12 protein-coding genes are annotated in these 14,424 nt (G+C 67.0%); 8 read left to right on the forward strand and 4 right to left on the reverse strand.

Translation table 11 applies throughout. The annotated features are described in order from the left end of the window. Window positions 1–41 precede the first annotated feature (41 nt). Entirely contained in the window at window positions 42–482 is a 441-nt protein-coding gene (locus tag KBY93_RS02435; protein WP_255092655.1) for a peptidylprolyl isomerase, read from the forward strand. 34 nt (window positions 483–516) lie between these two features. Here the strand turns inward: KBY93_RS02435 and ribBA are convergent, their stop codons facing one another. Then, window positions 517–2,109 carry a bifunctional 3,4-dihydroxy-2-butanone-4-phosphate synthase/GTP cyclohydrolase II gene (gene ribBA, locus KBY93_RS02440; protein WP_255092656.1) on the reverse strand — a complete coding sequence of 531 codons (1,593 nt, stop codon included), beginning with the start codon at window positions 2,107–2,109 and terminating at the stop codon, window positions 517–519. Window positions 2,110–2,332: 223 nt separating this feature from the next. Here ribBA and argC point away from each other — a divergent pair, with 223 nt between their 5' ends. Next, window positions 2,333–3,409, forward strand: a complete 1,077-nt coding sequence (argC, locus tag KBY93_RS02445; RefSeq protein ID WP_255092657.1) for an N-acetyl-gamma-glutamyl-phosphate reductase — start codon at window positions 2,333–2,335, stop codon at window positions 3,407–3,409. On the opposite strand, the gene purN is transcribed toward argC, so the two are convergent. Beyond that, window positions 3,348–4,055 carry a phosphoribosylglycinamide formyltransferase gene (purN, locus tag KBY93_RS02450; protein ID WP_399222395.1) on the reverse strand — a complete coding sequence of 236 codons (708 nt, stop codon included), beginning with the start codon at window positions 4,053–4,055 and terminating at the stop codon, window positions 3,348–3,350. The genes argC and purN overlap by 62 nt on opposite strands. 7 nt (window positions 4,056–4,062) lie before the next feature. Between purN and KBY93_RS02455 the strand changes: the two genes are divergently transcribed. From KBY93_RS02455 to KBY93_RS02465, 3 genes are read left to right on the forward strand one after another with little or no spacing between them, the layout of a single operon-like run. Then, a complete protein-coding gene (locus KBY93_RS02455; protein ID WP_255092658.1) occupies window positions 4,063–4,407 on the forward strand; it encodes a DUF1257 domain-containing protein in 345 nt (114 codons plus the stop codon). Window positions 4,408–4,414: 7 nt separating this feature from the next. Then, window positions 4,415–6,157, forward strand: a complete 1,743-nt coding sequence (locus tag KBY93_RS02460; RefSeq protein ID WP_255092659.1) for a M61 family metallopeptidase — start codon at window positions 4,415–4,417, stop codon at window positions 6,155–6,157. Then, window positions 6,151–7,044 (forward strand): N-acetylmuramoyl-L-alanine amidase, encoded by an 894-nt coding sequence (locus KBY93_RS02465; RefSeq protein ID WP_255092660.1) that lies wholly within the window; start codon window positions 6,151–6,153, stop codon window positions 7,042–7,044. Before KBY93_RS02460 ends, KBY93_RS02465 begins: the two co-directional genes overlap by 7 nt. Before the next feature lie 10 nt (window positions 7,045–7,054). Here the strand turns inward: KBY93_RS02465 and KBY93_RS02470 are convergent, their stop codons facing one another. Beyond that, on the reverse strand, window positions 7,055–7,897 hold the full coding sequence (locus KBY93_RS02470) for a helicase DnaB (protein WP_255092661.1): 843 nt from the start codon (window positions 7,895–7,897) through the stop codon (window positions 7,055–7,057). A 220-nt stretch (window positions 7,898–8,117) separates the two neighbouring features. Between KBY93_RS02470 and KBY93_RS02475 the strand changes: the two genes are divergently transcribed. Genes KBY93_RS02475 through fghA form a run of 3 tightly spaced genes read left to right on the forward strand, consistent with a single transcriptional unit; the run spans window position 8,118 to window position 11,751 of the window. After that, the gene (locus tag KBY93_RS02475) at window positions 8,118–9,719 is read left to right on the forward strand and encodes a glucose-6-phosphate isomerase (RefSeq protein ID WP_255092662.1); all 1,602 of its coding nucleotides are present in this window, start codon (window positions 8,118–8,120) and stop codon (window positions 9,717–9,719) included. Window positions 9,720–9,772: 53 nt separating this feature from the next. Further along, a complete protein-coding gene (locus KBY93_RS02480) occupies window positions 9,773–10,891 on the forward strand; it encodes an S-(hydroxymethyl)glutathione dehydrogenase/class III alcohol dehydrogenase (protein WP_261355147.1) in 1,119 nt (372 codons plus the stop codon). Between the two features lie 11 nt (window positions 10,892–10,902). Beyond that, the gene (gene fghA, locus KBY93_RS02485; RefSeq protein ID WP_255092663.1) at window positions 10,903–11,751 is read left to right on the forward strand and encodes an S-formylglutathione hydrolase; all 849 of its coding nucleotides are present in this window, start codon (window positions 10,903–10,905) and stop codon (window positions 11,749–11,751) included. On the opposite strand, the gene leuS is transcribed toward fghA, so the two are convergent. After that, window positions 11,748–14,414 (reverse strand): leucine--tRNA ligase, encoded by a 2,667-nt coding sequence (gene leuS, locus KBY93_RS02490; protein WP_255092664.1) that lies wholly within the window; start codon window positions 14,412–14,414, stop codon window positions 11,748–11,750. The two genes, fghA and leuS, sit on opposite strands and share 4 nt — an antisense overlap. Window positions 14,415–14,424 lie beyond the last annotated feature (10 nt).

A 14,424-nucleotide genomic window follows, 5' to 3' on the forward strand; every position in this document is an offset into this window, starting at 1 on the left:
CTACCCGAGAGTCGATACACTCCGCCTTTGCTCTGAGCCCCATGACCAAAGCTTTGATGGAGACCGAGGCAGGCACGCTGGAACTCGAGTTGTTCGACACCGACGCCCCCGGCACCGTCGCGAACTTCGTCAAGCTGGCCGAATCTGGCTTCTATGACGGCCTGGCCTTTCACCGTGTCATCGATGGCTTCATGGCCCAGGGAGGTTGCCCCAACACCCGCGCCGGTGCCAGCGGCATGCCCGGCACTGGCGGCCCCGGCTACATGATTCCCTGCGAGATCAACAGCCGTAAGCACCAGGCGGGCACCTTCTCAATGGCCCATGCCGGCAAGAACACCGGTGGCAGCCAGTTCTTCCTCTGCCATGAAGCCCAGCCCCACCTTGATGGGGTCCACACCGTGTTTGGCCAGGCCAGCAACGTGGATGTGGTGCTGGCGATCCGCAAGGGCACCCGCATCACGAAAGTGACGATCCTGCCCTGAGGGTGGCTGCCCCGGCTCGGTGCTCAGACCCAGCTCAGACCCAGCGCACGAAAGCCCCGGGAGTTGCCACCAGTTTGGGACTCACCTGAGTTAGCTCCAGCAAGGGCCGGCTATCGGGCTCCAGGGTGGCGCTGGGGTGGGCGCTGCGCTGGGCATCGGGGGTCAGCAGCAGGCTCACCGACCGGGTGGTGGCCCAGCCAGCCATCAAGGTCAGGGCTGAGAGCAGATCAGCCTCTGCCAGGGGCTGGTCCCCTCCGGCCTGCTGGGCGAGCAGCAGGGCAAGCTGCGGCTGCCCCAGCAGGGCCAGCAGGCGGGGGTGTTCCTCCCGCCGCAACTCCAGCCCCCGCTCGCTGGCCCACTGCCGCAGCTGGGGCCAGTGCTCGGCTTCCGCCTGCTCCGGCGCCACCGTCGTGCCGCTCCAGGAGAGCACCGCCGTGGGACCTCCCGCCCCGGTGTGCTCCCGGTCTGGGCCGCCGTGCATCAGATGGCCGAGTTTGGTCTTTTTGGTGAGCAGGTAGGCGGCGTTGTGCTGGCCCGGTTCCATCACCAGCGGCACCCGGTCTTCCACCTGCAACCCGTAGCCGCCGAGGCCGGCGATCTTGCGGGGGTTGTTGGTGATCAGGCGCAGGTGATGAACCCCCAGGTCACTGAGGATCTGAGCCCCGACGCCGTAGTTGCGCAGGTCAGCGGGAAAGCCGAGGCGCTCATTGGCCTCGACCGTGTCGAGACCGCCATCCTGAAGGCTGTAGGCCTTGAGCTTGTTGATCAGGCCGATGCCTCTGCCCTCCTGGCGCAGGTACACCACAACCCCCTCGCCGGCGGCTTCGATCATGCGCAGGGCTGCCTCCAGCTGGGGCCGGCAATCGCAGCGCAGGGAGCCGAAAGCGTCGCCGGTGAGGCATTCCGAGTGCACGCGCACCAGCACCGGTCCGCTGGCCAGCTCGGGGCGCCCCTTGACGATCGCCACATGCTCGCTGTCGTCGAGCTCATTTCGGTACCCGATCGCCCGGAACTGACCGAAGGCGCTCGGCATCTGGGCTTCGGCCTGGCGGCGCACGAATCGCTCAGTTCCGAGTCGGTAGCTGATCAGGTCGGCGATGCTGATCAGTCGCAGGCCATGGCGCCGTGCGTAGCGCGCCAGTTGGGGCAGGCGGGCCATCGAGCCATCGGGGTTCTGGATCTCGCAGATCACACCGGCTGGGTAGAGCCCGGAGAGACGGGAGAGATCGACGGCCGCCTCGGTATGACCGGCCCGTTTGAGCACGCCGCCCTGGCGAGCCCGCAGCGGGAAGATGTGGCCCGGCCGGCGCAGGTCTGATGGGCGGCTGGCGGGATGGATCGCCACCTGAATGGTGCGGGCTCGGTCGTCGGCACTGATGCCCGTGCTCACCCCGTTTTCTGGCCCGGCATCAACACTGACAGTGAAAGCGGTCTGGTTGCTGTCGGTGTTGCGGTCGACCATCAGGGGCAGCTCGAGCGCGTCGAGTCGCTCGCCTTCCATCGCCAGGCAGATCAGGCCACGGGCTTCTGTCGCCATGAAGTTGATCTGCTCGGGCGTGGCGAACTGGGCCGCGCAGATCAGATCACCTTCATTTTCACGATTTTCATCATCGACGACGACGATCATCTCGCCGTTGCGGATGCCGGCAAGGGCATCGGCGATCGAATCGAAGTGGATCGGGTCGTGGCCCTGATCCGGGTGTTGAGGCGCGTCAGAAGCGCCGGCGAGGGGAGCGGAACGCTCGGAGCGAACAGTCAGAACAGCTGGACCAAGTATCGAGCATTCTCTATCAGTTGCGGGTTCAACGTGAGCGGGGGACCGGTACGATCATCGCCCCAGATCCTCCGGCATGGTCAGCCCCACAGCAGCCCGGCGCGTCGCGGTGATCGGCGCCAGCGGCTACGGCGGCCTTCAGACCCTGCGCCTGCTTCAGCACCACCCCGAATTCGTGGTCAGCTATCTGGGAGGCGAGCGCAGTGCTGGCCGCGCCTGGAGTGAACTTGTTCCCTTTCTGCCTCTGAAGGGCAATCCGGTGGTGCGGGCCCCCGATCCCGAAGCCATCGCCGCCGAGGCAGACTTCGCCGTGCTCAGTCTTCCCAGCGGGCTGGCCTCCCAGCTGGTGCCCGCCCTGCTGAAGCTGGGGGTGAAGGTGGTGGATCTCTCCGCCGATTACCGCTACCGCTCCCTGGCCCAGTGGAAGGAGGTGTACTCCAGCGAGGCCGAACGGTTCGAGCGTCACGATGAAGCGCTATGTGCGGAGGCGGTCTATGGCCTGGTGGAGTGGGAGGAGGCGCGTGTAGCCACCGCGCGGCTGGTGGCGGCTCCAGGCTGCTTCCCCACAGCCAGCCTGCTGCCGCTGCTGCCCTTCCTCAAGCAGGGTCTGATCGATCGCAGCGGCATCATCATCGATGCCAAGACGGGCACCTCGGGCGGTGGTCGCGCTGCCAAGGAGAACCTGCTGCTGGCGGAGGCGGCCGAGGCCGTTGCTCCCTATGGCGTGGTGGGGCACCGCCATACCAGCGAGATCGAGCAGACCGCCAGCCAGGTGGCGGGGCAGCCGATCCAGCTGCAGTTCACCCCTCATCTGATGCCGATGGTGCGGGGTCTTCTGGCCACGGTCTACGGCCGGCTGCGGGATCCGGGCCTGACTGCCGAAGACTGCACCACCGTGCTTCAGGCCGCCTACCGCCACAGCCCCTGTGTGGAGGTGCTGCCGGTCGGCGTCTACCCCTCCACCAAATGGACCCGCCAGACCAACCGGGCGCTGCTTTCGGTCCAGGTCGACCGTCGCACAGGCCAGCTGATCCTGATGAGCGCCGTCGACAACCTGGTCAAGGGCCAGGCGGGGCAGGGAGTGCAGTGTCTCAATCTGATGGCCGGACTGCCGTCAGCCATGGGTCTGCCGCTGCTGCCGTTCTATCCCTGAGCCTGGCGGCGGCGATGGCCACTGCCAGGGGCAGCAGGCGGTGCTCCTGCTGGTGAATGCGCGCGGCCAGGCTGTAGCGGTCGTCGCCAGGGAGCACCGGAACGGTGGCCTGGGCCAGAATCGGCCCTCCGTCGAGGTCCTTGGTGACCAGATGGGCGGTGCAGCCGCTGAGGGTGACTCCAGCAGCGAGAGCCTGGCCAACAGCATCAAGGCCCCGGAAGCTGGGCAGCAGCGACGGGTGGATGTTGATCAGTCGCGAGGGGAAGGCGCCGATCAGGCGCGGGGTGACGATCCGCATCCAGCCGGCCATCACCACCAGATCGACGCCGGTGGCGCTGAAGGTCTCGATCAGGGCGCCATCCAGCTCTTCACGGCTTTGGTGCCGGCGGTGATCCACCAGGGCGCAAGGGATCCCCAGCCGATCGGCCCGCGCCTGGGCGCCGCAGCCTGGATTGTTGACCACCAGCTGGAGCACCCTGCCCCGAAGGGGACCTTGGCGGCAGGCAGCCACCAGTGCTTCGAAGTTCGAACCCTCCCCGGAGGCCATCACCCCAAGCCGCAGCTCGACGGCTTGGAGGGGCCAGGGCTGTGCCAACGGCCACTGGACACAACCGGGCGGATCGCTAGGGTCTGTTGAAGCGGGCATTGGCGTCTTGTCCCATCTCTCCATCCTGCCAACGGTGATCCGTGATCTGGATCTGCTGGCAGCGTCCCTTGTCGATCTCGGCTGTGATCCGATCCGAGCCGGAGTTCTTGAAGGCTTTGCCGGGGAGTGCACACCGGTGGATCTGAAGGTTCGCTTCGCCGGTGAACAGTGGATCGGTTGGAGCCGCCAGGCCGACGGCAGCCTGGCCCTGCTCGGGGATCTGCAGCGTCTGAGCCGCTCCCGTCCTCTGCAGACGTTTCTGGGCCGGCTCACCCGTGGCTATGCCGCCCGGCTTGCCCTGCAGGACGCTGCTCTTGAGCTGCCGATGGCCACGATCGAACTGGTGTCCTGAAGCACGGGTGGTTGACCTCTCTCTGGATCTGGGCCAACCCCACAGCCACCTGGTCCACGTCAGCCTCCGTTGCACACCGGCCACCCCTGTGCTGCGCCTGCGCCTGCCCGCCTGGACCCCGGGCTCCTACCTGATCCGCGACTACGTCCGCCACCTCGAAGCCCTGGAGATCCGCCAGGGAACGCAGAGCCTGCAGCCGATCCGCAGTGATCCCGCCGGTTGGCGGCTGGAGCTGCCGTCTCTGGAGCCGATTGAGATCCGCTACAAGGTGCTGGCCGCAGACCTGAGCGTCCGCACCTGTCACCTTGATGGCGACCACGGCTTTCTGGCCCTTGCGGCACTGGCGCTGCAGGTGGAGGGGGAACGCTGGTCCCCCCACCGGCTCAGCCTGCGGCTGCCGTCTGGCTGGCAGGCCTTTGTTCCCTTGCCGCTTCAGGCCGATGGATCCTGGCTGGCGCTCGACTTCGATCAGTTGGTGGACACTCCGGTGGAAGCGGGGCCCCACCGTGACCACAAGTTCAGCGTGGCCGGGGTGCCTCATCGCTGGGTCTGCTGGGATGCCACCGCGCCTGCCACCGCACCTGCAGACGTTGCTCCAGACAGTCTGCTCAATGCCCACCCCGCGCTGCTGCAGGACGTGGCTGCTGTCTGTGAGGCCTGCTGCCGGCTGATGGGCGAGCCCGTCCCTGCAGCTTCCGCGTACCTGTTCGTGCTGCATCTGCTCGATCAGGGCTATGGCGGCCTGGAGCACGACAGCTCCACGGTCCTGCAGTTCGGCCGCCAGGCCCTGCTCAAGCCTGAGGGTTATCGCCAGCTGCTGCAACTGGTGGCTCATGAGTATCTCCACCAGTGGAATGTGCGCCGGCTCAGGCCCGCGGCCCTTTGCCCGATCGACTACGACAAGCCCGTGATCGTGCCTGGCCTGTGGTTCGCCGAAGGGGTCACCAGCTATTTCGACCAGCTGCTGCCCCACCTGGCTGGTATATCGAGCGAAGAAGACGTGTTGCACGATTTCGGCACCGATCTCAGCCGCTTCCTGCTCACTCCGGGGCGTCTGGCTGGCCAGAGCCTGCGCCAGAGTGCTGAGGAGGCCTGGGTGAAGCTCTACCGGCGTGAGGCCAACAGCGACGACAACCAGATCAGCTACTACCTCAAGGGAGCGATCCTTGCGTTGGTGCTCGATCTTGAGTTGCGCCGCTCGGGGTCGTGCCTGGCCCAGGTGCTGCGTGATCTCTGGGCCCGCCTGGGCCGCTGGGGGCGGGGATACCGGGAGCAGGACCTGCTTGAGGCCTTCTGCGCACGCTCGCCTGGTCTGGCCGAACGCTTGCCGGCCTGGCTGGATGGCTTTGAGGATCCCGATCTGCCCGCCTACCTCCAGGATGTGGGGCTGATGCTGGAGCCTCAGCTGGCCCCGTCCCCCCACGTCGGGCTGACGGCGTCGCTCCAGGGAGGAACCCTGGAGGTGGTTCGTGTGGTGCGCGGTGGACCCTCCCAGGAGGGCGGCCTGGTGGTGGGCGATGAGCTGATCGCCTTCGAGGGTCTGCGTCTGCGCAAGCCCGAGGACCTGGCTCCGCTGCTGCAGGCCGGACAGCGTCAGGCGATCACCATCAGCCGGAGGGGGCGTCTGCGCACCCTGGCGATCACCGCCGCGGCGCCGGCGGTCGAGCGTTGGCGGCTGCTGGAGGATCCCGCCGCTGCCCCCGAGGCGTTGCAGCGCCGTCGCCAGTGGCTGGCTGTGGTGCCATGTTGAACACCCTTATGCAGCGCCTGCGGGCCAACCCCCTGGCCCTGGCTCTGCTGAGCGGAGGGGCGATCCTGGGGCTGGCCGGCCTGGGCTGGCTGGCCCGTGACCTCACCGCCAGCTCGGAGGCCGCCAGCCGCCCTTCGCTGTTGCAACTGCTCGAGCAGGTCACCCAGCCCACCCCTTCGCGTGAACCGCCGGCCAGCCGGCCAGCGCCCATGCCGCCGCCACGGCCGGCATGGGTCAGTCCCCTGGGCCGCCAGTGTGTCGACCTGCAGCCACGGCTGAGGCTGCGGCTGGAGGGGGAGCTCGCGGAGTTGCCCGTGCGCCGAAGGCGTCTGCCGATCGACCCCAGCAACTACGGGGTGCGCTTCGAGCGCGATGCCTTCGGCAATGCGCTCGATCCCACTCCCCAGATGGTGGTTCTGCATGAAACCGTTTACGGCATCGGCTCAGCCCTGCGCACTTTCCAGACTCCACACCCCAGGGATGAGGATCAGGTGAGTTATCACACCCTGATTGGCCTCGATGGCCAGGTGATCGATGTGCTCGATCCCAGCCAACGGGCCTTCGGGGCGGGCAATTCCGCCTTCAACGGCCGCTGGGTGGTCACCAACCCCAAGGTTGGGGGGTCGATCAACAACTTCGCTCTTCACATCGCACTGGAAACCCCCCTGGATGGGGAAGACAACGACCAGGGCCACAGCGGCTACAGCAGCAAGCAGTACGACGCCCTGGCCCTGGTGCTCAGCGACTGGATGCGTCGTTTTCCGATTCCTGCCACTCACATCACCACCCACCGTCATGTGGATCTGGGTGGAGAGCGGGCAGATCCGCGCAGTTTCAACTGGGCTGCTCTCCAGAGCCGGCTGGGGGCCCTCGGTCAGCTCTGCTGAAGCGAACGCTTCAGATCAGGGGCGAGAGCTGGGGCTTCCGCTCCGAGTAGATCAGGCCATGCAGCTCGGGGTCCTGCATGTAGCTGAGGATCCGGGCGGGGTAATCGAGTTTGCCGTTGTGCAGGTAGGCAAGGGTGGCCAGTGCCTTGGCATCGCGGGGGCTGCGGCTGGCCTGCAGCTGGCGGTCTGTGGGCAGACCCAGTTCGCGGCTCAGACGGGCGAACTTGCCCACCAGCAAGGTGACGTTGCGATTCGGATCGAGCAACTCCAGGCGCGCCGCCTGGATCTGATCGGCCGTGGGATCGGCGGGGAGCAGACCCTGATGGATCAGTTCGCCGATGCCGAGCTGGGCGGGTCCGTGGGTGCTGAACAAGCCCGACTGGGCGGCCAGAGGCAGGTCCTCGCCGGGTTTGGCGTGCTGAATTTCATCGAAGAGCACGGCCGCCACCAGCATCGGGTTGATCTGGTGGCGGCGGCTCTCCTGCAGGATCGTGGGCCGCAGCTCCGCAAGCCGCTCGACGGTGAGGGCCCTCAGGGGTGTGAGTTGATCGAGGCCATGGGTGAACAGCTGGGCCAGGGGGGCCTGGGGTCCATGCACCCCGAAGCGGCGTTGCAGCTCCTTCAGTTCCTCAGGAGTGAAATCGATGGGATCGGGACGCTGGCCTTCACTGGTGAAGGCGTCCGGGTCGCTGCTGTCGGTGCTGAGGCTGGCGGTCAAGCCGGGCTCGGTGAGCAGTGAGGCGCTGGAGAGGATCGGCTGGGGGGAACCCGAGGCAAGGCTCAGCAGCGAAATGGCGGCGGCCAGGGAAACAGCCCAGCGTTTTGCTCCGCCCTTTGGGGAGAACGAAGCCATCGCAGGGCGAGTGGTCAAGGAAATCCGCCAAAACAAATATTTCTTGAAGATTAACGCGGCTTGATTTGAACAATCCAGCTTCTGGGGTCGTTTGTGTTTCCGTCCATACCAAAAACGCTGATCTGGCCGACTTCGGTGTGGCATGGCACCCCTGTGCCTCCTGGGGGGCCCTTCCACGGATAAGTTCAGCCTCGGCAGCCGATTCGTGAAACCCGCCCGCATGACGACGCTTCCGGATTTCAGCATCCATGAGCCCCATGTGCAGTGGCAGCGCTTCTGCGCCCTGCTCTGGCATCAAGAAGACCTGGGCATCTGGGTCGATGCCAGCCGGATGGCGCTCAATCAGGCCCATCTGGACAGCCTGGCGCCGGCCTTCGATCGTGCCTTCACGGCCATGCAGGCTCTTGAGGCCGGTGCGATCGCCAACCCCGATGAGGGGCGTCAGGTTGGTCACTACTGGCTGCGTGCCCCGGAGCTGGCGCCCGATCCGGAGGCGGCGGCCCACATCAAGGCGGAGGTGGAGCGGATTGATGCCTTCGGCCAGCAGCTGATCGGCGCCGCTGTGCAGGCGCCGTCGGGCATGCCCTTCACCGATGTGCTCTGGATCGGCATCGGCGGGTCGGGTCTGGGGCCACTCTTGATCCTGCGCGCCCTCAAAGAGGAGGGGGTTGGACTGCCGTTCCACTTCTTCGACAACGTCGATCCCCAGGGAATGAGCCGCACCCTCTCCGCCCTGGGCGAGCGGCTGCGCACCACCCTGGTGGTGGTGGTCAGCAAGTCGGGGGGAACGCCTGAACCGCGCCTGGGCATGGAGCAGGCCCGTGCCCGCCTCGAGGCTCTCGGCGGAACCTGGGCCCAGCAGGCCGTCGCCGTCACCATGGTGGGCTCCCAGCTGGATCAGCGGGCTGAGGCTGAGGGCTGGATGGCTCGCTTCGACATGTTCGATTGGGTGGGGGGGCGTACCAGCATCACCAGTGCCGTGGGCCTGCTGCCGGCGGCCCTGATCGGCGCCGATCTCCACGGCTTCCTAGAAGGGGCGGCCCGCATGGATGCGGCCACTCGCGTCACCAACCTGCTCGAGAACCCCGCAGCGCTGATGGCAGCCGCCTGGCATGTGGCCTGTGGCGGAGCTGGAGGACGAGACATGGTGGTGCTCCCCTACCGAGACCGGCTGGAGGTGTTCAGCCGTTACCTGCAGCAGCTGGTGATGGAGTCGCTGGGCAAGCGGCTGGATCGGGATGGCTGCCAGGTGCATCAGGGGATTGCCGTGTATGGCAACAAGGGCTCCACTGATCAGCACGCCTACGTTCAGCAGCTCCGCGACGGGGTCGACAACTTCTTCGTCACCTTCATCGAAGCCCTCGACGATCCGGCTGATGTCGCCCCCATTACCGGGGAGTACCCGGGCGACTTCCTCGATGGCTTCCTGCAGGGCACTCGCTCCGCTCTCAGCGAAGGAGGGCGCCAGAGCCTTTCGATCAGCCTGCGCCGCTTCGATGCCCGCAGCCTGGGGGCGCTGGTCGCCCTGTTCGAGCGGGCCGTGGGCCTCTACGCCGAGCTGGTGAACGTCAATGCCTACGACCAGCCCGGGGTGGAGGCCGGCAAGAAGGCCGCCGCCACGATCCTGGAGCTTCAGGGTCGGCTGGAGGCGTTGCTAGCGGATGGACACCCCCGCTCTCTGGAGGCGATCCAGGAGGAGCTGCAGCTCCCCAGCCCCGAGGCGGCCTTCTGGATCCTGCGCCACCTTTGCGGCAATGCCCGGGGCTACAGCGCTGAGGGTGACTGGGGCAATCCGGCCGGCCTTGTGTTCCGGACGATGTGAGCCCCTTCAGCTGGACCGATCACCATTGCTAGGTTCCGCTGCTTTGCGGCCCCATGATCCGTTCACGCGCTGCGGTGGCCTGGGCAGCTGGCAAACCCCTGGAGATCACCGAGATCGAGGTGGCGCCGCCGGCGGCCGGTGAAGTGCTCCTGCGGGTGGTGGCCAGCGGGGTGTGCCACACCGATGCCTTCACCCTCTCCGGGCAGGACCCCGAGGGTCTCTTTCCTGCCGTGCTGGGCCATGAGGGCGGAGCCATAGTCGAGGAGCTGGGGGCCGGTGTGACCTCCGTGGCGGTGGGTGATCACGTCATTCCCCTCTACACGCCGGAATGCAGGGCCTGCAGCTTCTGTCTCTCCGGCAAGACCAACCTCTGTCAGGCGATCCGCGCCACCCAGGGCCGGGGCCTGATGCCCGACAGCAGCAGCCGCTTCTCCAGCGCCGGCCGCCTGATCCACCACTACATGGGCACCTCAACTTTCTCGGAGTACACCGTGGTGCCCGAGATCGCCGTGGCCAGGATCAGCAAGGAGGCACCGCTCGAGAAGGTGTGCCTGCTGGGCTGCGGCGTCACCACCGGCATCGGCGCGGTGCTCAATACCGCCAAGGTGCAACCCGGCAGCACGGTGGCCGTCTTCGGACTGGGCGGCATCGGTCTGGCAGTGATCATCGGAGCGGTGATGGCCGGCGCCAGCCGCATCATCGGCATCGACACCAACCCGGAGAAGTTCGCCATCGCCCGCCAGCTCGGTGCCAGCGATTGCCTCGACCCCAGCGCCTTTGATGCCCCGATCCAGGAGGTGGTGATCGATCTCACCGATGGCGGTGTCGACTATTCCTTCGAGTGCATCGGCAATGTTCAGGTGATGCGGGCGGCCCTGGAGTGCTGCCAGAAGGGCTGGGGTGAATCCACGATCATCGGCGTGGCCGGAGCCGGCCAGGAGATCGCCACCCGCCCCTTTCAGCTCGTGACGGGCCGTGTATGGCGTGGCTCAGCCTTTGGTGGCGTGCGCGGTCGCACGGAACTGCCTGGCTACGTGGAGCGCTTTCAGAGCGGTGAGATCCCGCTTGACAGCTTCATCACCCACACCATGCCCCTGGAGGAGATCAACAGGGCCTTCGATCTGATGCACGCGGGCGAGAGCATCCGCTCGGTGATCCACTTCAACCCCTGAGGCCCCACCCCGTGCTCACACTCCTGAGTGAGAACCGCAGCTTTGCCGGGAGCCACCGGCGCTACCGGCACCAGTCGGGGGTGCTCGACTGTGCGATGACTCTGGCGGTGTATCTGCCGCCCCAGGCACTCAGCGGAGCAACGGTGCCGGCGCTCTACTGGCTCTCCGGCCTCACCTGCACCGACGAGAACTTCATGCAGAAGGCCGGGGCCCATCGCCTGGCCGCCAGCCTCGGCCTTGCCCTGATTGCCCCCGACACCAGCCCCCGCGGCCCCGAGGTGCCGGGCGATCCCGACGCTGCCTGGGATTTCGGCCACGGGGCCGGTTTCTACCTCAATGCCAGCGAGGTCCCATGGGCGCGCCACTACCGCATGCACGACTACGTGGTGGAGGAGTTGCCGGCCCTGCTGGAGAGGGATCTGCCCCTAAACGGCCGCCGCGGCGTCAGTGGCCACTCGATTGGGGGGCACGGCGCCCTCGTCTGTGCCCTGCGCAATCCGGGTTTCTACCTCTCCGTCTCGGCCTTTGCGCCGATCAGCCACCCCAGCCACTGCCCCTGGGGTGAGAAAGCCTTCAGCCGCTACCTCGGCCCTGATCGCTCCCGCTGGAGCGCCTGGGATGCCTGCGACCTGATCGCTTCGGCGCCGGAGCGGCTGCCGCTGCTGGTCGACCAGGGACTCGACGACCCGTTCCTGGAGAGTCAGCTGAGACCGGATGACCTGGAGGAGGCCGCGCGAGCCGCCGGTCACCCGCTGCAGCTGAGGCGCCAGAGCGGCTACGACCATAGCTATTTCTTCATCGCCAGCTTCATCGACGACCACCTTCGGCACCACGCGGCGGCCCTGCTGCCCCAGGGTTAGGGCACCAGGTTCACGAGTTTGCCGGGCACCACGATCACGCGGCGGGGGGGCTGGCCTTCAAGCCACTTTAGGGCGATGTCGCTCTCGAGAGCCAGTTGTTCTAGGGTGGCGGCATCGGCATCGGCAGGCACCTCCAGCTGGCCCCGCACCTTGCCCTTCACCTGGATCACCAGAGGCACCGTGTCCTGGATCAGGGCGGCGGGATCGGCCACGGGCCAGCGCTGGCGATGCACGCTGCACTCCCCACCCAGCCGCTGCCAGAGCTCCTCGGCAAGGTGGGGAGCGAAGGGGGCCAGCAGGATCACCAGGGCGTTCAGGGCTTCGATGGCCACGGGCTCGCTCGCCAGCTCCAGCTGGGCCGCCATGGCGTTGCTGAGCTTCATCAGCTCCGAGACAGCGGTGTTGAACTGGTAATGGCCTGGGGCGAGGTCGTCGTTGATGGCGGCGATGGCGCCGTGAACGGCCCGGCGCAGCTCCTGCTCCGCCCGTGTGCTGGCCTCTGCGGGGCCGCCCGGGGGATTGGGCAGGTGGAGTCCGCGGGCGACCGCCCCGTCCACCAGCCGCCACAGGCGCTGCAGGAAGCGGAACTGCCCTTCCACATCGGCGTCGTCCCACTCCAGGTCCTTCTCCGGCGGCGCCTTGAAGAGGATGAACATGCGGGCGGTGTCGGCCCCGTAACGATCGATCACCTCGGCCGGATCGACGCCGTTGTACTTCGACTTGGACATCTTCTCGTAGAAGGTGTCGAGCCGCTCGCCATCGATCGGATCGCGGGGATCGGCGGGATCGGCCACATCAGCCGGGGCCACGTATCGGCCGGTCTGTGGATTCTTGTAGGTGATGGCCTGCACCATCCCCTGGGTCAGCAGGCGTTTGAACGGTTCATCGAAGCCGAGCAGGCCCCGATCGCGCAGCACCTTGGTGAAGAAGCGGGAATAAAGCAGGTGCAGGATGGCGTGCTCGATGCCGCCCACGTACTGGGCCACGGGCAACCAGCGGTCCGCCGCACTCCGCTCGAAGGGCAGGCGGGTGTTGTGGGGATCGCTGTAGCGCAGGTAGTACCAAGATGAGCAGATGAAGGTGTCCATCGTGTCGGTCTCCCGCCGGGCGGCCTGGCCGCAGCAGGGGCAAGGCACGTTCACCCAGCTCTCCAGCTGGTTCAGCGGTGAACCGCCCTTGCCGCTGAAGGCCAGATCCCTGGGCAGCTCCACCGGCAACTGCTCCGCCGGCACCGGCACCACCCCGCAGCTCTCGCAGTGAATCATGGGAATGGGGCAACCCCAGTAGCGCTGGCGGGAGATCAGCCAGTCGCGCAGGCGGTAGCTCACCTTGCCCTCACCCCAGCCTTCCGCCTCGGCCAGGGCCACGATCCCGGCGCGGGCTTCGGCGGCATCAAGGCCATCGAAGGGCCCGGAATGAACCAGGCATCCCCCCGCCGTCCAGGCGCCGCCGTCGTAGGCCTCCTCCTGGGCACCCTCGGGCACGATCACCCGCTTCACCGGAAGCTCGTACTGGCGGGCGAAGACGAAATCCCGCTGGTCGTGGGCCGGCACCCCCATCACGGCACCGGTGCCGTAGTCGGCCAGGACGTAATCGGCGATCCAGATGGGGATCGTCTCGCCGTTGAAGGGGTTGCGTGCGGTTGCCCCCAGGGGCACCCCTCGTTTGGGTTGGTCTTCGGCGGTGCGTTCCTGCTCGCTCTGGCTGCTCACCAGATCACAGAAGGCCTCCACCGCCAGGCGCTGGTCAGGGGCGGTGAGACTGGCCACCAAGGGGTTCTCCGGGGCCAGCACCAGGTAGCTCACCCCATAGACGGTGTCGGGGCGGGTGGTGAAGACAGTGATCGACTCCTCCATGTCGGCTGCGCTGTCTGCCGCCGCCGGCGCAACGATCGGGAAGCGCAGCTGGGCCCCCGTTGAGCGACCGATCCAGTTGGATTGCATCGTGCGCACCCGCTCCGGCCAGCCATCGAGCTGATCGAGGTCGTCGAGCAGGGCTTCGGCGTAGTCGGTGATGCGCAGGAACCACTGGCGCAGCTGTCGCTTCTCCACCTTGGCCCCGGATCGCCAGGAGCGTCCCTCGCCATCCACCTGCTCATTGGCCAGCACCGTCTGATCGATCGGATCCCAGTTGACCGTCGCTTCCTTGCGATAGGCCAGGCCCGCCTCGTGGAACTGGAGGAACAGCCACTGGGTCCAGCGGTAATAGTCGGCGTGGCAGGTCGCCACCTCCCGGTCCCAGTCGATCGAGAGGCCGAGTCGCTGCAGCTGGGCGCGCATCTGGGCGATGTTGGCGTCGGTCCAGTCGCCCGGATCCACACCCCGCTCGATCGCGGCATTCTCCGCCGGCAGACCGAAGGCGTCCCAGCCCATCGGATGGAGCACCCTGCGGCCGCGCAGCCGCTGCACCCTGGCGATCACATCGGTGATCACGTAGTTGCGCACATGGCCCATGTGCAGGTTCCCCGAGGGATAGGGGAACATCGAGAGGGCATAGAACGTGTCGCCGCTGCCGTTGTTCTCGCCGTCGTCGCCTGGTTCTGGTGTCTGGTGGAGTCCCTGCTCATGCCAGCGCCGCTGCCAGTCGGCTTCGATCGCGTCGGGGTGATAGCGGCTGCTGTCCGGGCTGGCGCCTGTGCTGGATCGGGTATCGGACTCGGCCATGTTCCGGGGT

The organism is Synechococcus sp. J7-Johnson (assembly GCF_024345795.1).
Taxonomy (GTDB): Bacteria; Cyanobacteriota; Cyanobacteriia; order PCC-6307; family Cyanobiaceae; genus Regnicoccus_A.

Coding starts and splice junctions, on each gene's coding strand:
- KBY93_RS02465 (WP_255092660.1), top strand. CDS start 6,151: ATGTTGAACACCCTTATGCAGCGCCTGCGGGCCAACCCCCTGGCCCTG.
- KBY93_RS02475 (WP_255092662.1), top strand. CDS start 8,118: ATGACGACGCTTCCGGATTTCAGCATCCATGAGCCCCATGTGCAGTGG.
- KBY93_RS02470 (WP_255092661.1), bottom strand. CDS start 7,897: ATGGCTTCGTTCTCCCCAAAGGGCGGAGCAAAACGCTGGGCTGTTTCC.
- ribBA (WP_255092656.1), bottom strand. CDS start 2,109: ATGATCGTCGTCGTCGATGATGAAAATCGTGAAAATGAAGGTGATCTG.
- leuS (WP_255092664.1), bottom strand. CDS start 14,414: ATGGCCGAGTCCGATACCCGATCCAGCACAGGCGCCAGCCCGGACAGC.
- KBY93_RS02480 (WP_261355147.1), top strand. CDS start 9,773: ATGATCCGTTCACGCGCTGCGGTGGCCTGGGCAGCTGGCAAACCCCTG.
- argC (WP_255092657.1), top strand. CDS start 2,333: ATGGTCAGCCCCACAGCAGCCCGGCGCGTCGCGGTGATCGGCGCCAGC.
- KBY93_RS02435 (WP_255092655.1), top strand. CDS start 42: ATGACCAAAGCTTTGATGGAGACCGAGGCAGGCACGCTGGAACTCGAG.
- purN (WP_399222395.1), bottom strand. CDS start 4,055: ATGCCCGCTTCAACAGACCCTAGCGATCCGCCCGGTTGTGTCCAGTGG.